Annotated in this window: 16 protein-coding genes, 5 tRNA genes and 2 pseudogenes; 18 read left to right on the forward strand and 5 right to left on the reverse strand. The window is 63.4% G+C overall.

All coding sequences use genetic code 11. From position 1 onward, the window contains the following. The first annotated feature begins 306 nt into the window (after window positions 1-306). The 7 genes from PSEEN_RS07380 (at window position 307) to PSEEN_RS07405 (ending at window position 2388) form a co-directional block, all read left to right on the forward strand. Window positions 307-382, forward strand: a tRNA-Glu gene (locus PSEEN_RS07380). A gap of 2 nt (window positions 383-384) precedes the next feature. After that, window positions 385-460, forward strand: a tRNA-Gly gene (locus PSEEN_RS07385). A 92-nt stretch (window positions 461-552) separates the two neighbouring features. Further along, window positions 553-628: transfer RNA gene (locus PSEEN_RS07390), tRNA-Glu, on the forward strand. Between the two features lie 3 nt (window positions 629-631). Beyond that, window positions 632-707: transfer RNA gene (locus tag PSEEN_RS07395), tRNA-Gly, on the forward strand. Window positions 708-789: 82 nt separating this feature from the next. After that, window positions 790-865 (forward strand) — tRNA-Gly (locus PSEEN_RS07400). 105 nt (window positions 866-970) lie between these two features. Next, window positions 971-2194, forward strand: a complete 1224-nt coding sequence (locus tag PSEEN_RS26595) for a GAF domain-containing protein (protein ID WP_011532864.1) — start codon at window positions 971-973, stop codon at window positions 2192-2194. Next, window positions 2191-2388, forward strand: coding sequence for a hypothetical protein (locus PSEEN_RS07405; RefSeq protein ID WP_044487837.1), 198 nt, complete (start codon window positions 2191-2193; stop codon window positions 2386-2388). Before PSEEN_RS26595 ends, PSEEN_RS07405 begins: the two co-directional genes overlap by 4 nt. Before the next feature lie 46 nt (window positions 2389-2434). On the opposite strand, the gene PSEEN_RS07410 is transcribed toward PSEEN_RS07405, so the two are convergent. From PSEEN_RS07410 to PSEEN_RS27485, 3 genes and pseudogenes are all read right to left on the reverse strand, one after another. Next, complete coding sequence (locus PSEEN_RS07410; protein WP_011532865.1) at window positions 2435-2845, reverse strand: PA2817 family protein; 411 nt, start codon at window positions 2843-2845, stop codon at window positions 2435-2437. Between the two features lie 153 nt (window positions 2846-2998). Beyond that, a complete protein-coding gene (locus PSEEN_RS07415) occupies window positions 2999-5446 on the reverse strand; it encodes an acyl-CoA dehydrogenase (RefSeq protein WP_011532866.1) in 2448 nt (815 codons plus the stop codon). A gap of 197 nt (window positions 5447-5643) precedes the next feature. Then, window positions 5644-5736: pseudogene (locus tag PSEEN_RS27485) on the reverse strand (DUF3077 domain-containing protein); the annotation flags it as partial. A gap of 81 nt (window positions 5737-5817) precedes the next feature. Between PSEEN_RS27485 and PSEEN_RS07420 the strand changes: the two are divergent. The 3 genes from PSEEN_RS07420 (at window position 5818) to PSEEN_RS07430 (ending at window position 8282) form a co-directional block, all read left to right on the forward strand. After that, complete coding sequence (locus PSEEN_RS07420; protein WP_011532867.1) at window positions 5818-6441, forward strand: glutathione S-transferase; 624 nt, start codon at window positions 5818-5820, stop codon at window positions 6439-6441. Window positions 6442-6573: 132 nt separating this feature from the next. Next, a complete protein-coding gene (locus PSEEN_RS07425; RefSeq protein ID WP_011532868.1) occupies window positions 6574-7506 on the forward strand; it encodes an ABC transporter ATP-binding protein in 933 nt (310 codons plus the stop codon). Then, window positions 7503-8282: an ABC transporter permease gene (locus PSEEN_RS07430; RefSeq protein WP_011532869.1), complete on the forward strand. Its 780-nt coding sequence runs from the start codon at window positions 7503-7505 to the stop codon at window positions 8280-8282. The genes PSEEN_RS07425 and PSEEN_RS07430 overlap by 4 nt, the downstream gene beginning before the upstream one ends. Here PSEEN_RS07430 and PSEEN_RS07435 read toward each other — a convergent pair. After that, window positions 8166-8792: a DUF2062 domain-containing protein gene (locus PSEEN_RS07435; protein WP_011532870.1), complete on the reverse strand. Its 627-nt coding sequence runs from the start codon at window positions 8790-8792 to the stop codon at window positions 8166-8168. The two genes, PSEEN_RS07430 and PSEEN_RS07435, sit on opposite strands and share 117 nt — an antisense overlap. A gap of 143 nt (window positions 8793-8935) precedes the next feature. On the opposite strand from PSEEN_RS07435, the pseudogene PSEEN_RS07440 reads away from it, so the two are divergent. The 8 genes and pseudogenes from PSEEN_RS07440 (at window position 8936) to murB (ending at window position 15864) form a co-directional block, all read left to right on the forward strand. Continuing rightward, window positions 8936-11140: pseudogene (locus PSEEN_RS07440) on the forward strand (DNA internalization-related competence protein ComEC/Rec2). A gap of 187 nt (window positions 11141-11327) precedes the next feature. Then, the gene (locus tag PSEEN_RS07445) at window positions 11328-11963 is read left to right on the forward strand and encodes a MotA/TolQ/ExbB proton channel family protein (protein ID WP_028690976.1); all 636 of its coding nucleotides are present in this window, start codon (window positions 11328-11330) and stop codon (window positions 11961-11963) included. Then, a complete protein-coding gene (locus tag PSEEN_RS07450; protein WP_011532872.1) occupies window positions 11960-12394 on the forward strand; it encodes an ExbD/TolR family protein in 435 nt (144 codons plus the stop codon). The genes PSEEN_RS07445 and PSEEN_RS07450 overlap by 4 nt, the downstream gene beginning before the upstream one ends. Further along, on the forward strand, window positions 12394-13404 hold the full coding sequence (lpxK, locus tag PSEEN_RS07455; RefSeq protein ID WP_011532873.1) for a tetraacyldisaccharide 4'-kinase: 1011 nt from the start codon (window positions 12394-12396) through the stop codon (window positions 13402-13404). Before PSEEN_RS07450 ends, lpxK begins: the two co-directional genes overlap by 1 nt. Before the next feature lie 33 nt (window positions 13405-13437). Further along, window positions 13438-13623, forward strand: a complete 186-nt coding sequence (locus PSEEN_RS07460) for a Trm112 family protein (RefSeq protein ID WP_011532874.1) — start codon at window positions 13438-13440, stop codon at window positions 13621-13623. Then, on the forward strand, window positions 13620-14384 hold the full coding sequence (kdsB, locus tag PSEEN_RS07465) for a 3-deoxy-manno-octulosonate cytidylyltransferase (RefSeq protein ID WP_011532875.1): 765 nt from the start codon (window positions 13620-13622) through the stop codon (window positions 14382-14384). Before PSEEN_RS07460 ends, kdsB begins: the two co-directional genes overlap by 4 nt. Next, window positions 14384-14848: a low molecular weight protein-tyrosine-phosphatase gene (locus PSEEN_RS07470; RefSeq protein ID WP_011532876.1), complete on the forward strand. Its 465-nt coding sequence runs from the start codon at window positions 14384-14386 to the stop codon at window positions 14846-14848. The genes kdsB and PSEEN_RS07470 overlap by 1 nt, the downstream gene beginning before the upstream one ends. Next, window positions 14845-15864: a UDP-N-acetylmuramate dehydrogenase gene (gene murB / locus PSEEN_RS07475; RefSeq protein ID WP_011532877.1), complete on the forward strand. Its 1020-nt coding sequence runs from the start codon at window positions 14845-14847 to the stop codon at window positions 15862-15864. Before PSEEN_RS07470 ends, murB begins: the two co-directional genes overlap by 4 nt. Window positions 15865-16031: 167 nt before the next feature. Here the strand turns inward: murB and rne are convergent, their stop codons facing one another. Then, a complete protein-coding gene (gene rne, locus PSEEN_RS07480) occupies window positions 16032-19259 on the reverse strand; it encodes a ribonuclease E (protein WP_011532878.1) in 3228 nt (1075 codons plus the stop codon). Window positions 19260-19789: the final 530 nt, after the last annotated feature.

Consider the following 19789-nt stretch of genomic DNA (forward strand, 5'->3'; position numbering starts at 1 on the left):
CAGTGCAGCCTGGCGGACTGGGCCGAGGTGTCTTCCTCGCGGGTTCTCCCGTGCAGTCTATATGTCGGCCGAGGCCTCGATTTCTCAAGGTGGTAGCACTTTGATATGAGCTTGCCGGGCAGCTGTCAGAAAAGCAACGTCAATCCCCGGACGCATCCTGCATCACCGCCTATGAAGACGGGAAGTCATTGATTTAAATAAATTTCTACAAAGGGGTTGACGGCTTCTCAAGGCATCCATAGAATGCGCGCCACTTGCAGCGTAAAGCACACAGCGAAACGCGGCAGGGAGTGAATGTTGTAGCGTGTCCCCTTCGTCTAGTGGCCTAGGACACCGCCCTTTCACGGCGGTAACAGGGGTTCGAGTCCCCTAGGGGACGCCAATGCGGGAATAGCTCAGTTGGTAGAGCACGACCTTGCCAAGGTCGGGGTCGCGAGTTCGAGTCTCGTTTCCCGCTCCAGTTTCTCCGGCACTGCTTCGGCAGGGCAGGAAAAGAAAATCCAGGCTGAATCGCGAGGTTCATGATCTGGTGCGCTGAAAAGCGTTGGGTTTGTCCCCTTCGTCTAGTGGCCTAGGACACCGCCCTTTCACGGCGGTAACAGGGGTTCGAGTCCCCTAGGGGACGCCATTTGCGGGAATAGCTCAGTTGGTAGAGCACGACCTTGCCAAGGTCGGGGTCGCGAGTTCGAGTCTCGTTTCCCGCTCCAGTTTAAACGGCGTCGTTCTTGACGGTGCAGGTGGTGAAGGTCTAAATGGCGCTTCACGCCGAATGCGGTAAAGCTTCACCCTGCGGGAATAGCTCAGTTGGTAGAGCACGACCTTGCCAAGGTCGGGGTCGCGAGTTCGAGTCTCGTTTCCCGCTCCAAATCGAAAACGTCGCTCATTTGAGCGACGTTTTTTTTTTGCTCGCGATTTGGGTTATAAGACCTGTGTCGAGGGGGTGGCTGACTATTCATGTGGAAGGATTTTCATGAAAGATAATCAGGTCTTTAGGTATCTCGTAAGCCTGCTTAGTGGGGTCTATGCAGTCGCGGCGGCAATTTTCCATAAGCTCTGCAAATTTCTGGCAAGTGGCGTAGGCGCATTCCTTGTTGCCCTGAGTGGGGTTGCTGGAGCTGCATTGGTTTCGATCTATAGCAGTACCATCGTCAAACAGATTGATTATGTATTGTTTTCAGGGGAAGAAACTTCTTTAGATGAGCTGACTGTAGCGTCAGCAGTGTCATTAGCAGCCGTCATACTGATCATGTTGCGTGAATTTGGCTTGGCAGAGTCTGCTCGGCGGCGCGAGCGGCAATTGGATCTGCAGCATGCTCAGATGGGAGAGCAATTGACGAGCATGCCGCCAAAGTCGTTTTTGAGTTTATACGCTGAGGCAGTAAAAAATACAGGTTTGTTGCGAAGTATAAGTAAGGTTCAGCTTAAAGAAAGAAAAGCTGATGGAGAGGTTCTTATAAAGCGCATGCGGGTAATCATGAACACCATACTGAGCCTCGCTCGCTCATGGGATGGTGTATCCCGGGAGAATCAGGCAATTGTATATCGATCTAATTTTATGATCGCGCTCACCTCCTCTAGCCTGAAGAAGGGAGGGAGTGGAGAGGGTGGGATTCCAGATATTTTAAAAACTTCCAAGTTTTTTCTACATGATCAGAATTACTCATCCTTGATAGAGCGCTGTGATGGCGTGTTATTATTGGTTGATAACCAATTGTCCACTTCATCTCTGGTAGCGGATGATGGGCCGGATCAAGATATTCAGCCTATTTGCTTCCCTTATTCGCTACGCAGGCCAGGAGTTCGGGCGAGCATGGCTAATCACCCTAACATTCCTGGTGCTCCGGAGGCTGCTGCCAGCGGATCTGCACAATATTTGGGGCAAACGGGAAGAATAATACAGGGTTGGCTTGAGTCGGTCGATGATACCAATCCCCATATAACGCGAGATTACAAGGATCGTGTTGGCAGCTATTATCTCAATCGTGATGAGGCGCAATCTCTGCTCGCTATTCCAATTAAGTATGATGACCGCCTGTTGGGGGTTTTAAATATTTACAGAAATGACTCTCGAATACTGTTCAATGAGAATCGCAGTGATCAATTTGTAACATTGTTGGAGCCGATTTGCTATCAATTGGCAAAAATGCTAACGTTGATTGTATCGGAGTCCTCTGGTAAGGAGGAAGCTAAATGAAGCTTCATGAAATATTTGCCTACACGGCTGATGAAGTGGCTGAGCAGCTTGATAATGAATTTGTCAAGATTTCGCAGGTTGATGAATTGGCTCGAAAAATGTCAGATTTGTCATGGAAGACCTTGCAAGGCGAAGATGCAGGCATAGAGATTGTCCACGTCCAAGTCGTGGGTCGAGCGTTGCATCGAGATTGACACCTTAAAAAAAGCCGCTCGTGTGAGCGGCTTTTTTTTGCGCGGATTATTGCTCTGACGGTGTGCCGGGATTGCCAAGTGCTTGTTTTTCCATGTTCCAGTTGAACGGCTCACCATTCTGCTCTGCTTCATAGCGGCGCTCTTCCAGGCGCTGGTACAGGTCGAGCTCTTCGTCGGGCATGAAGTGCAGGCAGTCGCCGCCGAAGAACCACAGCAGGTCGCGTGGTACCAGGTGGGCGATCTGCGGATAGCGCTGGATTACCTGGCAGATCAGATCCTGGCCCAGGTACTGGCTTTCCAGCGGGTCCTGCGGCAGCAGGGTCAGCAGCTCGTCGAAGCGCTCGAGGAACAGGGCGTGGCTTTCCTCCGGCACCTGTTCGGCTTCACCCAGTGCGGCCAGGATGGTGCGCAGGTGGTTGAGCAGTTGCAGGTGGTATTCCAGGTGGGGGTTGGCCATGGGGCGCTCCTCGGTGTGGTTGAAACGGGCGCGGAGTATACGCCGGTTCAAGCGAGGGTGGGGCCTCTTGTAGGAGCCAGCTTGCTGGCGAACCGGCCCGTGCGCTTGGCTTGAGGGTGGTTCGCCAGCAAGGCTGGCTCCTACAGGGAGCGGTTATCGGATCGAGCCGGGTGTCGGGCGCAATTGCTCCTTGTCGAAGGCATCGACATCGATCACCGTCCGTCGGGCTTTTTCGGCGTCATGCAGGCGCTGTGCTTCGGAAGGCTGCAGGATCCCAGCTTCCAGGGCCGCATCGATCGGCGATTGACCCGGCGTTGGTCGCACCTTGCCTTCCTTGATGCCCTGGTGCAGCGTTTTGTGCAGTGGCGCGACTTCGGCCAGCAGGTCGCTGGCCTGTTGCAACGCTGCGACTGGATCTCCATCAGTTTCAGGCCTGTAGCAACCCGCCAGCAGCTCTTCCAGGGCCGGATCACCCTTGTGCCTGCCAATCAGCCCGGCCACCTCGGCATCCAACTCATCGCTTGGTCCCGTGTGGCGGCGACCGAAGGGGAATACCAGCACCCGCAAGGCGCAGCCGATGAAGCGGTTGGGGAAGTTGTCGAGCAGCGCGTCCAGCGCCTTCTCGGCCTGGCCGAGGCTTTCTTCAAGCGCCCAGCGCAGCAGTGGCCGCATGTGCTCGGGCGAGCCCAGGTCGTGGTAGCGCTTGAGCGCGGCGCTGGACAGGTAGAGGTAGCTCAGTACATCGCCCAGGCGCGCACTGAGGCGCTCGCGGCGCTTGAGTGCGCCGCCTAGCAGCATCATCGACAGGTCGGCCAGCAGGGCAAAGGCAGCCGCCTGGCGGTTGAGGGCGCGGAAGTAGCCCTGGCTCAAGGCATCGCCCGGGACTTTCTCGAAATGACCCAACCCCAGGCCCAGCACCAGGGTGCTGGCGGCGTTGCCGGCGGCGAAGAGGATGTGCTGCATCAGCAGGTCGTCGAACTCCTTCAGGGCCTGCTCGTGATCCTCGCGCCCGGCCAGGGACATTTCCCTGAGCACGAACGGGTGGCAGCGGATAGCACCCTGGCCGAAGATCATCAGGTTGCGCGACAGGATATTGGCCCCCTCGACGGTGATGAAGATCGGCGCCACCTGCCAGTTGCGGCCCAGGTAGTTGTTCGGGCCCATGATGATGCCCTTGCCGCCGTGCACGTCCATGGCGTGCTGGATGCACTCGCGGCCGCGCTCGGTGAGGTGGTACTTGAGGATTGCCGACAGCACCGAGGGCTTTTCGCCCAGGTCGACGGCCTTGGCGGTGAGCAGGCGGGCGCTGTCCATCAGCCAGGCGTTGCCGCCGATGCGCGCCAGGGATTCCTGGATGCCCTCGAACGCGGCCAGGGGCACGTTGAACTGTTCGCGGATGCTGGCGTACTGGCCGGTCACCAGGCTGGTGTACTTGGCCGCGCCCGTGCCGACGGCGGGCAGGGAGATCGAGCGGCCCACCGACAGGCAGTTCATCAGCATCATCCAGCCCTTGCCGAGCATCGGCTGGCCGCCGATCAGCGCGTCCAGCGGTACGAACACGTCCTTGCCGCTGTTGGGGCCGTTCATGAACGCGGCGCCCATGGGCAGGTGGCGCTTGCCGATCTCGACGCCTGGAGTGTCGGTGGGGATCAGTGCCAGGCTGATGCCCAGATCGACCTCTTCGCCGAGCAGATGGTCCGGGTCGTAGGCCTTGAAGGCCAGGCCCAGCAAGGTGGCCACGGGGCCCAGGGTGATGTAGCGCTTCTCCCAGTTCAGGCGCAGGCCGATGACTTCTTCACCCTGCCATTGGCCTTTGCAGACGATCCCTGTGTCGGGCATGGCGCCGGCGTCGGAACCGGCCAGGGGGCCGGTGAGGGCGAAGCAGGGGATTTCTTCGCCACGGGCCAGGCGCGGCAGGTAGTGGTTGCGCTGCGTGTCGGTGCCGTAGTGCAGCAGCAGTTCGGCCGGGCCCAGCGAGTTGGGCACCATTACCGTGGAAGCCAGGTCGCCGGAGCGGGTGGCCAGTTTCATGGCCACCTGCGAATGGGCGTAGGCGGAGAAGCCTTTGCCGCCGTACTCTTTCGGGATGATCAGGGCAAAGAAACCGTGCTGCTTGATGTGCTCCCAGGCTTGGGGTGGCAGGTCGAGGTCCTGGCCGATCTGCCAGTCGCTGACCATGGCACACAAGGCTTCGGTAGGGCCGTCGATGAAGGCCTGTTCCTCTTCGGTGAGCTTGGGTGCGGGGTAGTCGAGCAGGGTGTTCCAGTCCGGGCGGCCGCTGAACAGGTGGCCGTCCCACCACACGGTGCCGGCGTCGATGGCTTCGCGCTCGGTCTGCGACATGGGCGGCAGGGTGCGCTGGAACCAGTTGAACACCGGGGCGGTGAACACCTTGCGCCGCCACTCGGGCAGGGCGACGAAGGCGACCTTGATGGCGATGATCACCCAGATGAGGGTCAGCAGCCAGCCGGGGGCATGGCTGAAGAGCCCCATCAGCACTGTGTAGGCGGCCATCGCCGCGAGAATCTGCAACGGCGCCAGGCGCCGGTGCGTGAGGTACGCGGCGCCGAGCACCAGAACCAGCAACCACAACAGCAACATAATCCTTTCTCCTTGGACACGGGGCGTATGGCCGACCCACAGAGCTTAGACGCGCCGGGGCGGATGGCCTGCCTGGCAGATGACACGGCGGGGCGCTTGTAGGGGCGGATTCATCCGCGATGCATGCGCCGCGGTGCATGGCATCGGACGTGCCGGTGATCGCGGATGAATCCGCTCCTACAAGGGCCGTCTGCTGATCAGGCAGCTTTGTTCATCCCCAGTTCCATGTCATCGATCAACGCCTTGGCCATGGCGCTTAAAATCCGCGCCGAACTACCGGTGAACAGGTCTCAGGATAGAACCCCGCTTTCACTGGCACCGCCGAACGCTTGGGGTAGACTGTCCCCTCCCGCATTCATAAGGACGTTGCCATGCTGAAGATCTGGGGCCGCAAGAACTCGAGCAATGTGCGCAAGGCGCTGTGGATTGCCCATGAACTGGGCCTGGACTTCGAGTCCATCGACGCCGGCGGCGCCTTCGGGGTGGTCAACGAACCCCACTACCGCGCCCTCAACCCCAACGGCCTGGTGCCCATGCTCGAAGACGGCGACCTGGTGCTGTGGGAGTCCAACACCATCGTGCGCTACCTCTGCGCTGAATACGGCCAGCCGCAAGGCTGGTACCTCGACGACCCACGCCAGCGCGCCCTGGCCGACAAGTGGATGGACTGGACCACCTCATCCTTCGCCGGCCCGTTCCGCCCTCTGTTCTGGGGCCTGCTGCGCACCCCCGAGGAGCAGCGCGACTGGGTGGCGATCAACGCCGCGCACAAGCAGTGCGCCGAACTGTTGTCGATCGCCGACGAAACCTTGGCCAAGCAACCCTACCTCTCCGGCGAGCAGATCGGCATGGGCGACATCCCCCTGGGCAGTTTCGCCTACGCCTGGTTCGAAATGCCCATCGAGCGCCCGGCCATGTACCACCTTGAAGCCTGGTACGAGCGCCTGAAACAACGTCCGGCCTACCAGGCGGCGGTGATGACCGCGCTGACGTGAGGCCACTTCGATAGTCATTATCAATAGATGTGACTGTACTTGTGTGGCCAGCCCTTGCACCATGGCCGCACTCACTGCGCCAGTGACTTGACCTGGCGTGCCCTGAACCCTTTTCTCGGTACCTGACCCGCCATGAGTTCCGCCCTGTCCATTCGACAGCTGACCAAGACCTACGGCAACGGTTTCCAGGCCCTCAAGGGCATCGACCTGGACGTTTCCGAAGGCGACTTCTTCGCCTTGCTCGGCCCCAACGGCGCTGGCAAGTCCACCACCATCGGCATCCTCTCGACCCTGGTGAACAAGACCAGCGGCACGGTCAACGTGTTCGGCCACGACCTGGACCGCGAACCGTCCGCGCTCAAGCGCTGCCTGGGCGTGGTGCCCCAGGAGTTCAACTTCAACCAGTTCGAGAAGACCTTCGACATCGTCGTCACCCAGGCCGGCTACTACGGCATCCCGCCCAAGCTGGCCAAGGAGCGTGCCGAGCAATACCTGACGCAACTGGGGCTATGGGACAAGCGAGACGTGCAGTCGCGCTCGCTGTCCGGCGGCATGAAGCGCCGCTTGATGATCGCCCGGGCGCTGATCCACGAGCCGCGCCTGCTGATCCTCGACGAGCCGACCGCGGGGGTGGATATCGAACTGCGCCGTTCGATGTGGAGCTTCCTCACCGAGCTCAACCAGAAAGGCATCACCATCATCCTCACCACCCACTATCTGGAAGAGGCCGAGCAGCTGTGCCGCAACATCGGCATCATCGACCACGGCACCATCGTCGAGAACACCAGCATGCGCCAGCTGCTGGGCAAGCTGCATGTCGAGACCTTCGTGCTCGACCTCAAGCACGACCTGCCGGCGGCACCTGAGCTGCACGGCTACCCGTGCCGGCTGATCACCCCGCACACGCTTGAGGTGCAGGTGGAGAAGGATATCGGCATCACCGCGCTGTTCGGCCAGCTGGCCCTGAAGAACATCGAGGTGCAGAGCCTGCGCAACAAGACCAATCGACTCGAGGAGCTGTTCGTGTCCCTGGTGGAAAAGAACCTGTCGAAGGTGGCCGTATGAGTGTGGAACTGCGCACCAACTGGGTCGCCCTGAACACCATCGTTTACCGCGAAGTGCGGCGCTTCCTGCGTATCTGGCCACAGACCCTGCTGCCCCCGGCGATCACCATGGTCCTGTACTTCGTGATCTTCGGTAACCTGATCGGCCGGCAGATCGGCGACATGGGTGGCTTCACCTATATGGAGTACATCGTGCCGGGGCTGATCATGATGTCGGTGATCACCAACTCCTATGGCAACGTGGTGTCGAGCTTCTTCGGTAGCAAGTTCCAGCGCTCCATCGAGGAGCTGATGGTGTCGCCGGTGTCGCCGCACACCATCCTGGTCGGCTATGTGCTGGGCGGTGTGCTGCGCGGGTTGGCGGTGGGGGTGATCGTGACCATCCTGTCGCTGTTCTTCACCCACCTGCAGGTGCATCACCTGGGCGTGACCATCGTCGTGGTACTGCTGACCGCGACCATCTTCTCGCTGCTGGGCTTCGTCAACGCGGTGTTCGCGCGCAACTTCGACGATATCTCGATTATCCCGACCTTCGTGCTGACGCCGCTGACCTACCTCGGTGGGGTGTTCTACTCGATCAACCTGCTGCCGCCGTTCTGGCAGACCGTGTCGCTGGCCAACCCGGTGCTGCACATGGTCAACTCGTTCCGCTACGGCATCCTAGGGGTGTCGGATATCAGCATTGGTACGGCGATCAGCTTCATGCTGGTGGCCACCGCGCTGCTCTATGTGCTGTGCGTCCGCTTGCTGGTCAGCGGTCGCGGCATGCGTGCGTGAGCAGCGACACTGGCGCCGGCGCCACTGCCGGCCCACCCACCAGCGCCAGTAGCCCATGGTGGTGAAGTAGGCGAGCACGCCGAGCACCACCCCGCACACCACCGAGCCCAGCAGGAACGGTTGCCAGATCGTCGCCAGCTGGTCGGTCACCCAGTCGACGGTGATTTCCTCGGGCAACGTGCGTGGTGGTACCTGCATCAGCCAGGCACCGGTCATATAGGTGACGAAGAATACCGGGGGCATGGTCAGCGGGTTGGTCAGCCACACCAGGCTGACCGCGATCGGCAGGTTGCCGCGCACCGGGATCGCCAGGGCGGCGGCCAGCAGCATCTGCATGGGGATGGGGATCAACGCGGCAAACAGGCCGACGCCCATGGCCCGCGCCACCGAGTGGCGGTTCAGGTGCCAGAGGTTGGGGTCGTGCAGCAGTTTGCCGAAGAAGCGTAACGACTTGTGTTCCCGGATGCTGGTCGGGTCCGGCATGTAGCGTTTGAACAGACGGCGCGGCATGTGGGCTCCCGGCAGGGTTGAAGGGCGTCAGTATGCCTTTATTCAAGCGCAGCCTCGTTCAGAGTTTGTGACAATTGTTGAGCAAGCATTTCCCCCCGATCAGCTAAGCCTCAGAGGCCATTTCGCTTCTGGAGCTCTATCTCATGCGCACAGGGATGCTTGCGCTGGTGCTCGGGTTGTTGTGCCTGCGCTTTTTACCTGCTCTGCCATCGGTCGGATGGCTGCTGGTCCTGTTGATATTTGCCTTGGTCTGCCTGCCCACGCGCTAGTGGTTGCTGGGGTGTTTCGTGCTGGGCGCCTGTTATGCCGGCTGGTCGGCGCAGCGGGCGCTGGATGATCGCTTGCCCGTTGAATTGGATGGCCGGACGTTGTGGCTGGAAGGGAGGGTGGTGGGTTTACCCGCCCGTGGCCAACGCAGCGTGCGTTTCGAGCTGGAGCAGCCCAGGTCGCGTCGGGCGCAGTTACCGCAACGTGTGCAGTTGAGCTGGTTCGAAGGGCCGCAGCTGCTGGCGGGCGAGCGTTGGCGGCTGGCAGTCAACCTGCGCCAGCCCAGTGGGTTGCTCAACCCTCACGGACCGGATCGCGAGGCCATGCTGCTGGCGCGGCGGGTTGGCGCAACGGGTACCGTCAAGGCGGGCGAGCGGCTTGGCGAGGCGGTGGTCGACTGGCGCGATGGCCTGCGTCAACGCTTGCTGGCGGTGGAGGCGCACGGGCGCGAGGCGGCCCTCGCAGCCCTGGTGCTGGGCGATGGCGCGGGGCTGGCCCGGCAGGACTGGCAGGTTTTGCAGGCCACCGGCACGGTGCACCTGCTGGTGATTTCAGGGCAGCACATCGGGTTGCTGGCCGGGCTGGTGTATGGCCTGGTGGCGGGGCTGGCACGGCTGGGCTGGTGGCCACACCGGTGGCCATGGTTGCCTTGGGCGTGTGGCCTGGCCATGGCGGCGGCGTTGGCCTACGGCTGGCTGGCGGGGTTTGGCGTGCCGGTGCAGCGGGCCTGCCTGATGCTGGCGGTGGTGTTGCTGTGGCGCTTGCGCTTCCGCCATTTGGGCGTCGCCACGCCGCTGTTGCTGGCGCTACTCGGCGTGCTGCTGGTCGAACCGCTGGCCAGCCTATTGCCGGGTTTCTGGCTTTCGTTCGCCGCCGTCGCCGTGCTGGTGCTGTGTTTTTCCGCCCGGCTAGGTGCATGGCGCCCCTGGCAAGCCTGGACCCGTGCCCAGTGGGTGATTGCCGTCGGCCTGTTGCCGGTGCTGCTGGCGCTGGGGTTGCCGGTCAGCCTGACGGCGCCGCTGGCCAATCTGCTGGCGGTGCCGTGGATCAGCCTGGGGGTGCTGCCGCTGGCATTGCTGGGGACGGTGCTTTTACCGATGCCGGGTGTGGGGGAGGGGATGTTGTGGTTGGCGGGCCTGTCGCTGGACGGTTTGTTTGTATCGTTGGCGCTGGTTGCCGAGCAGCAGCCAGCCTGGATGCCTGAGCCCTTGCCCGTGTGGGCCTGGCTGCTGGTGTGCCTGGGGGCCGTTCTTGTGCTTTTGCCCCGCGGTGTGCCACTGCGCATGCCGGGCGCGGTCATGCTGCTGGCGATATGGGCGCCGCGAGAGCAGGTGCCCCACGGGCAGGTGGAAGTCTGGCAACTGGACGTCGGCCAGGGCCTGGCGGTGTTGCTGCGCACTCGCCATCACAGTTTGCTGTATGACGCGGGGCCCGCGCGGGGCGACAGCGACCTGGGCGAAAGCGTGGTGCTGCCTGCCTTGCGCAAGCTTGGGGTGAAAAAGCTCGATGTGATGCTGATCAGTCATGGTCATGCCGACCATGCCGGCGGCGCGGCGGCTGTTCGTCGCGGGTTGCCGGTGAGCCGGGTGCTGGCGGGGGAGGTCACCGGGCTGGATGAGGCGCAGCTCTGTGACAGTGGCGAGCGCTGGAACTGGGATGGCGTGGCCTTTTCGCTCTGGCACTGGCCGCAAGGCCAGTCCAGCAACGAGCGCTCTTGTGTGTTGCAGGTGGAGGCCAATGGCGAACGGTTGTTGCTGGCCGGCGATATGGAAAGTGGCGCGGAGCGGGCCTGGCTGGCAGCTCACGATGAGCATCGGATCGACTGGCTGCAGGCGCCGCACCATGGCAGCCGTACGTCGTCCACTGAGCTGTTCGTCAAGGCCACCGCGCCACGCGGGGTGCTGATTTCCCGTGGGCGGCACAATGGGTTTGGGCATCCCCATGCACAGGTGATCGAGCGGTATCGGCGGCATGGGGTGGTGGTGCATGACACGGCGGTCGAGGGGGCGTTGCGGGTGCGGCTGGGCAGCCATGGCGGGGTGGAGGGAGTGCGGGCGCAACGGCGGTTTTGGCGGGATTAGGAAAATTGTTGGGGAGAGGTGCATGTCATGAGATTTTCCTTGATGCGCAAATCGAGCGCCGCCCGCGCGGCGCTCGATATCCGCCACCCCGCATCTTCCGGGCCTGGTGATTTCCCTGACCTCCGGCAGATGAGCCCTCGGCTTGCCTATGGTAGAGTGGCGGCCTTTTTCCGAGGGGATGCTTACTGTGTGGGAATTGGTCAAGTCCGGTGGTTGGATGATGCTGCCGATCATCCTGAGTTCCATCGCCGCCATGGCGATCGTCGTCGAGCGCCTGTGGACCTTGCGCGCCAGCCGTGTCACCCCGCCGCACCTGCTGGGCCAGGTGTGGATGTGGATCAAGGACAAGCAACTCACCAGTGACAAGCTCAAGGCCCTGCGCGCCGACTCGCCGCTGGGTGAAATCCTGGCTGCGGGCCTGGCCAACTCGCGCCACGGCCGCGAGATCATGAAGGAGTGCATCGAGGAGGCCGCCTCGCGAGTCATCCACGAGCTGGAGCGTTACATCAGCACCCTCGGCACCATCGCCGCCATGGCGCCGCTGCTGGGCCTGCTGGGCACCGTGCTGGGCATGATCGACATCTTCAGCGCCTTCATGGGCTCGCAGATGACCGCCAACGCCGCAGTGCTGGCCGGTGGTATCTCCAAGGCCCTGGTCACCACTGCGGCTGGCCTGATGGTCGGTATCCCGGCAGTGTTCTTCCATCGCTTCCTGCTGCGCCGCATCGATGAGCTGGTGGTGGGCATGGAGCAGGAGGCGATCAAACTGGTCGAGGTGCTGCAGGGCGACCGCGAAGTGGAAGTGGCCGGAGGCAAGGCGTGAAGTTCCGGCGCAATCGCCAGCGCGAGAATGTCGACATCAACCTGGCGTCGTTGATCGATGTGGTGTTCGTGCTGCTGCTGTTCTTCGTGGTCACCACCACCTTCACCCGCGAGACGCAACTGCGCGTCGAGCTGCCTGAGGCCGCCAGCGCCGAACAGGCGCCGGCCGACCAGGGCAAGCTGGTGGAGATCACCATCAGCGCCGATGGCGTGTATTCGGTGAACAACCACCTGCTTCCGAAGAGCGACCTGGACACCCTGACCGAGGCCATCGAGAAGGAGTCCGGCGGTGACATCACCCTGCCGCTGGCCATCAGCGCCGACGGCAAGACCCCGCACCAGGCTGTGATCACCGCAATGGACGCGGCCGGCAAGCTCGGCTTCAGCAAGTTGCGCATGACCACCGTCGAGGCCACGCAGGGCAAGCCCTGATGGCCTTCGCCGACCGCCTGCTGGCCGCCTGGTACGCCGGGCATCCCGCGTTGGCCCTGCTGCGTCCGCTGGAGGCGTTGTACCGCCGCGTGGTGACGCGCAAGCGCGCGCGTTTTCTTAGCGGTGAAAGCGCCAGCTACCGTGCGCCGGTACCCGTGATCGTCGTCGGCAACATCACCGTCGGCGGCACCGGTAAGACCCCGATGATCCTCTGGCTGATCGAGCACTGTCGTCGGCAGGGGCTCAAGGTCGGCGTGGTTAGCCGAGGCTACGGCGCCAAGCCGCCGCAACACCCCTGGCATGTCCAGGCCGACCAACCTGCCGAACAGGCCGGTGACGAGCCCTTGCTGATCGTCCAGCGCACCGGCGTGCCACTGGTCATCGACCCCGACCGCTCCCGCGCCGTGCAGGCCTTGCTGGCCAGCGATGCCCCCGACCTGATCCTGTGCGACGACGGCATGCAGCACTATCGCCTGGCTCGTGACCTGGAGCTGGTGCTGATCGATGCCGTCCGTGGCCTGGGCAACCGTCGCTGCCTGCCGGCCGGCCCGCTGCGCGAGCCCGCCGAGCGGCTGGGTGAGGCCGACGCGGTGCTGTTCAACGGCGCCGAGGCTGATCGAGACGATGGTTTCTCGTTCCGCCTGCAGCCGTCCGCGCTGATCAACCTGCGCAGCGGCGAACGCCGCGCGCTCGACCTGTTTCCCGCTGGCCAGGCATTGCACGCCGTGGCCGGCATCGGTAACCCGCAACGTTTCTTCAACACCCTGCTGGGGCTAAACTGGCAGCCGGTGCCGCACCCCTTCGCCGATCATGCGCCCTACAGCCGCGAGGTGCTGTCGTTCAGCCCGCCGCTGCCGCTGGTGATGACCGAGAAGGACGCGGTGAAATGCCGGCCGTTCGCCGCCGACGACTGGTGGTACCTGGCGGTCGATGCCGTGCCTTCAGCAGCGTTCAGCGCCTGGTTCGACGGCCAGCTCGATCGCCTGCTGCCTGGCCGCCCCCGGCCCTGAGCCTTTTTCAATTTCCGTCTCAAGGAAGCTTCCATGGACACCAAACTGCTCGACATCCTGGCCTGCCCGATCACCAAGGGCCCGCTCAAGCTCAGCGCCGACAAGACCGAGCTGATCAGCAAGGGCGCGGGCCTGGCCTACCCGATCCGCGACGGCATCCCGGTGATGCTGGAAAGCGAGGCGCGCACCCTGACCGACGAAGAGCGCCTGGACAAATGAGCCTGGACTTCACCGTGGTGATTCCGGCCCGGCTGCGCTCCACGCGCCTGCCGGGCAAGCCGTTGCTGCCGATCGCCGGCAAGCCGATGGTCCAGCATGTGTGGGAGCAGGCGCGTAGAAGTGGTGCCAGCCGCGTGGTCATCGCCACGGATGACGCCAGCATCGTGGAAGCCTGCCGGGCGTTCGGCGCTGAAGTGCTGCTGACCCGCGCCGATCATGAGTCGGGTACTGATCGCCTGGCCGAGGTCGCCGCCCAGCTGGGGCTGGCGCCCGACGCCATCGTGGTCAACGTGCAGGGTGACGAGCCACTGATTCCGCCGGTGATCATCGATCAGGTGGCCGCCAACCTGGCGGACCATCCGGAAGCCGGCATTGCCACCCTGGCCGAGCCGATCCATGAGCCGGAAACCATTTTCAACCCCAACGCGGTGAAGGTAGTCAGCGACAAGCATGGCCTGGCGCTGACCTTCAGTCGCGCACCACTGCCCTGGGCCCGGGACGCCTTCGCCAAGGACCGCAGCCAGTTGCCTGTCGGTGTGCCGTATCGTCGCCATATCGGCATGTATGCCTACCGCGTGGGCTTCCTCCAGGACTTCGTGGCCTGGGGCCCGTGCTGGTTGGAGCAGACCGAGTCGCTGGAGCAATTGCGTGCCCTGTGGCACGGCGTGCGCATCCATGTCGCCGATGCCATCGAGGCGCCGGCCGTGGGTGTCGATACCCCTGAAGACCTGGAGCGCGTGCGGCGCTTGCTGGAGGCCTGATGCGCGTCCTGTTCGTCTGCCTCGGCAATATCTGCCGTTCGCCCACCGCCGAGGGCGTGTTGCGCCATCAACTGGAAGTTGCGGGGCTGGCTGATGTCGTCCAGGTGGCGTCCGCCGGCACTGGCGACTGGCATGTGGGCAAGGCCCCCGACAGCCGTACTCGCAAGGCCGCTCTTGCACGTGGCTATGACCTGTCGTGCCAGCGCGCCCAGCAGGTCAAGGCCGAGCACTTTGCGCAATTCGACTTGGTCCTGGCAATGGACAAGAGCAACCTGCGCAACCTGCAAGCATTGCGCCCGCACAACGCCAAGGGCGAGCTCGACCTGTTCCTGCGCCGCTATGGCGCGGCCCTGGACGAAGTACCGGACCCTTACTACGGCGGTGCCGAAGGCTTCGAGCAGGTCCTGGACCTGATCGAGGCGGCTTGTCGCGAGCTGGTCGTGGAAATCAAGGGGCGGTTATGACAGTGCACTGGCAAGAGCAGGTATCGCTCAAGCCCTACAACACCTTCGGTATCGATGTGCGAGCGCGTCACTTCACCCAGGCGCACGACGATGGCGAGGTTCGCCAGGCGCTGGCCCAGGCAACTGAACGTCAGGTGCCGGTGCTGGTGATCGGTGGCGGCAGCAATCTGCTGCTGACCCGAGATATCGATGCCCTTGTGCTGCACATGGCCAGCCGTGGCCGGCGCCTGCTCAGCGACGATGGCGAGCGGGTAGTGGTGGAGGCCGAGGCCGGCGAGCCCTGGCATCCGTTCGTGCAATGGAGCCTGGAGCAAGGCTTGTGTGGCCTGGAGAACCTCAGTCTGATTCCCGGCACCGTCGGCGCCGCGCCGATGCAGAACGTCGGGGCCTATGGCGTGGAGATCAAGGACGTGTTCGCCGGGCTGACCGCTCTGGATCGCGAGACGGGCGAATTGCGTGATTTCTCGCTGCAGGAGTGCGCATTCGGCTATCGCGACAGCGTGTTCAAGCGTAACCCGGGGCGTTGGCTGATCCTGCGTGTACGCTTTGCCTTGCGCCGTACGTTGCAGGCCCATCTGGACTATGGTCCGGTGCGTCAGCGTCTGGCGGAGCAGGGCGTTGAACAGCCGACAGCCCAGGCGATCAGCGACGCTATCTGCAGTATTCGTCGGGAGAAGCTGCCGGATCCGGCCGAGCTGGGGAACGCCGGTAGCTTCTTCAAGAACCCCGTGGTGCCGGCGGCATTGGTCGAGCGTATCCGCGCCGGGCATCCTGGCGTAGTGGCTTATCCACAGGCCGATGGCCAGGTGAAGCTGGCGGCAGGCTGGTTGATCGAGCAGGCGGGGTGGAAGGGGCATCGCGAGGGCGATGCAGGTGTGCACCGGCTGCAATCGCTGGTGCTGGTGAATTACGGTCAGGCGAGCGGGGCGCAGATGCATGCGCTGGCGCAGAAGATCCAGGCGGATATCCTCGAGCGGTTCGGGGTGGCGCTGGAGATGGAGCCGAACCTGTACTGACCCTATCGCCGGTATCGCATCGCCTGGTTTGCCGGCAAGGCCGGCTCCTACAGGGCTCGTGGCCTGCCCCGGTCGGCGAACCAGGCTGAAGATCTACGTAATGTCAGCGGCAAAGAAAAAGCCCCGCCAGTTCGCACTGGCGGGGCTTTTTCATTCAGCCGTTGCTATCAACCGTGATGAGGCTTGTGCTCGTCAGCGGTTTCCAGGGCTTCTGCCGGTGCGGCCTGGGCGGCAGCCAGGGCTGCAGCCGCCTCGGCTTCACGCTTGCGGCGGCGTACTTCACGCGGGTCGTTCGGCGCACGGCCGTTCGGCAGCATGATGGTGGACGGCTCGACCGGAGCGGCTGCCTCTTCGACCGGCGCCTGTTCGGCGACAACCGGCGCAGGCTCGGCTGCTGCGGCTTCGACCACTTCAGCTTGCACTTCGGCAGGCTTGGCCTCGACGTGCGGAGCAGGTTGCTCGGCAACCGGAGCCTCGACAGCTTCGACGACCGACGCTTTTTCGATTTCGCCAGCTTCCACTACCGGGGCTTGCTCGACCGGTGCCGATTCGACGGCCGCTTCAACGATGGCGACAGGCTGCTCGACGGCTGCCTCGACCACCGGCTGGGGTGCCACTTCAACCACGGGCTCGATGCTCGGCTCTACAACAACGGCCGGCTCGCTGACAGGCTGTTCCACCACGGGGGCGATGCTGACCTGCTCGGCGACGACCTCGGTGATTTCCACCTGGGTCTCGGCTACGGCGGCGTTGGCGCGTTCGGCCTGCTGGTTGGCTTCGGCTTCGGCGTCAGTGCTGATGTTGCTGGTGGCAACGGCGGCAGTGACGGCGATGCCGGCGGCCAGTTCGGCACCCAGCTCGCTGGCCTGGTGCTGCTGTGGCTGCTGCTCTTCGCTGCCGTCTTCGTCGCCTTCGATCAGCTCGCCATTGGCGTTGCGCTGACGTTCACGACGGTTGCTGCGGCGACGCTGGCCACGGGAGCGGCGGCGCGGACGCTCGCCATCGGCGCCTTCCTGCTCGTCCAGCAGCAGTTCTTCGTTCGGCAGTTGCTCTTCGGTCAGCTCGGCGGCCTGTTCGGCTACCTGCTCGTCAGGACGCAGTTGGCGCTCTTCACGTGGCGGACGAGGCTGACGCTCTTCACGAGGTGCGCGTTCTTCACGTGGGGCACGTTCTTCACGAGGCGCACGCTCTTCGCGTGGGGCGCGTTCTTCACGAGGTGCGCGCTCTTCGCGTGGAGCGCGTTCTTCACGCGGTGCGCGCTCTTCACGTGGAGCACGCTCTTCACGTGGTGTGCGTTCTTCGCGAGGCGCACGCTCTTCACGCGGTGCGCGTTCTTCACGTGGCTGACGCTCTTCACGGGCTACCGGTGCGGCATCCAGTGGCTCGCGCAGTTCGCGTACACGCTCTTCGCGGTTGCCGCGACGGTCTTCACGAGGCTGGCGTGGCTGGCGCTCTTCACGCGGCGCACGCTCTTCACGTGGGGCGCGTTCTTCGCGAGGTTGACGCTCTTCACGTGGGGCACGCTCGTTGCGCTCTTCACGCGGCTTGCGCTCTTCATCGCGACGACCGCCACGGTTGCGGCTCTGCTGGCGACCGTTGCGACGCTCCTCGTTGCGCGACGAGCGCTCGGTGGCCGGCTTCTCGGTGTTCACGGCCGGTGCGGCGGCAGGTTCTTCCTTGCCGGCGAACAGGCTGACCAGCGACTTGACCAGGCCCTTGAACAGGCTCGGCTCCGGGGCGCTCTGTACGGGCGCGGCCGGTGCGGCTGGCTCTTCAGCGACGGCTGGTGCCGGGGCGTTGGCGCGTGCCGGTGCGGTCTTGACCGCGGCTTCCTGGCGAACCAGGGTGCGGGTGGCGGTCGGCTGCGGGGCTTCTTCCGCTTCGGTCGAGGCGATCTCGTAGCTGGACTGGCTGCTCAGCACGTCCGGGTTGTCGTCGCGCAGGCGCTGGACTTCGAAGTGCGGGGTTTCCAGGTGATCGTTCGGCAGGATGATGATGCGCGCACGGGTGCGCAGTTCGATCTTGGTGATCGAGTTGCGCTTCTCGTTGAGCAGGAAGGCAGCCACCGGAATCGGTACCTGGGCACGCACTTCGGCGGTGCGGTCCTTCAGGGCTTCTTCTTCGATCAGGCGCAGGATGGCCAGGGACAGCGACTCGACGTCACGGATGATGCCGGTGCCGGAGCAGCGCGGGCAGACGATGCCACTGCTTTCACCCAGCGATGGGCGCAGGCGCTGGCGGGACATCTCCAGCAGGCCGAAGCGCGAAATGCGGCCAACTTGCACGCGGGCGCGGTCGGCTTCCAGGCATTCACGCACACGCTCTTCGACGGCGCGCTGGTTCTTGGCCGGGGTCATGTCGATGAAGTCGATGACGATCAGGCCGCCGATGTCGCGCAGGCGCAGCTGGCGGGCGATTTCCTCGGCCGCTTCCAGGTTGGTCTGCAGCGCGGTTTCCTCGATGTCGCTGCCTTTGGTGGCGCGCGCCGAGTTGATGTCGATGGAGACCAGGGCTTCGGTCGGGTCGATGACGATCGAGCCGCCAGACGGCAGGTCGACCACACGCTGGAAGGCGGTCTCGATCTGGCTTTCGATCTGGAAGCGGTTGAACAGCGGCACGCTGTCTTCGTACAGCTTGACCTTGCTGGCGTACTGCGGCATCACCTGGCGGATGAAGGTCAGGGCTTCTTCCTGGGCGTCGATGCTGTCGATCAGCACTTCGCCGATGTCCTGGCGCAGGTAGTCGCGGATGGCGCGGATGATGACGTTGCTTTCCTGGTAGATCAGGAACGGCGCGACGCGGTCTTGCGAGGCTTCCTTGATGGCGGTCCACAGCTGCAGCAGGTAGTCGAGGTCCCACTGCATTTCTTCGCTGCTGCGGCCAAGGCCCGCGGTGCGCACGATCAGGCCCATGTCGCCCGGAACGGTCAGGCCGTTCAGCGCTTCACGCAGTTCGTTGCGCTCTTCGCCTTCGATGCGGCGGGAGATGCCGCCGGCGCGCGGGTTGTTGGGCATCAGCACCAGGTAGCGGCCGGCCAGGCTGATGAAGGTGGTCAGGGCGGCGCCTTTGTTGCCGCGCTCTTCCTTCTCGACCTGGACGATGACTTCCTGGCCTTCGCTCAGTACTTCCTTGATGTTGACCCGGCCTTCGGGGGGCTTCTTGAAGTATTCGCGGGAGATTTCCTTCAGCGGCAGGAAGCCGTGACGTTCGGAGCCGAAGTCGACGAAGGCGGCTTCAAGGCTGGGCTCGATCCGGGTGATCTTGCCTTTGTAGATGTTGGCCTTCTTCTGCTCACGGGCGCCGGACTCGATGTCCAGGTCGTAGAGGCGTTGGCCGTCCACCAGGGCTACACGCAACTCTTCGGGTTGAGTCGCGTTAATCAGCATTCTTTTCATGTTGTACCGTCGGTTTCCGGGCTGCCGGAAACGGCGTTCGGCACACGCGATTTTTCATGATCGGTGCCAAGGTGCGCAAAGGGTGGCGGGCCACCCCCGTGTCTGGCGACGTTCGGCACCAGCCGGTTGCCCAGCCTGCCGTGGTCGCGACGACGCGTCCTGTTTTGCGGTGCCAAAAGACCTGTCGAGCTTTTCGAATGTCATCCGAATCAATCGAACGGGCCTGGTGCACTCAGTCAGGAGGAGGAATCAACCGATCGTCCGTGGACGCCGCAAGGGCGTCTGTTCAGGACCTTGTCCGTCCGTCGCCCGATCACTGGGGCGGTGGGGGACGCAGTGCCACACGGTCCGAGGGCTGTGCATCTCCACCCTGCACGTATCCCTGAAAATTCGGTGCTGCCGCGCGCTGAATCCGCAACGGGTTGCATTTTTCGCCAGCCCGGATGCCGGGCTGGCGCCATAACATATCCAAGGCAGGTATTTCCGAAGCATTCGCCCAAATGCGCGGAAACGACGGTGGCGGGCAGAGG

This window comes from Pseudomonas entomophila L48, assembly GCF_000026105.1.
GTDB classification, from domain to species: Bacteria; Pseudomonadota; Gammaproteobacteria; order Pseudomonadales; family Pseudomonadaceae; genus Aquipseudomonas; species Aquipseudomonas entomophila.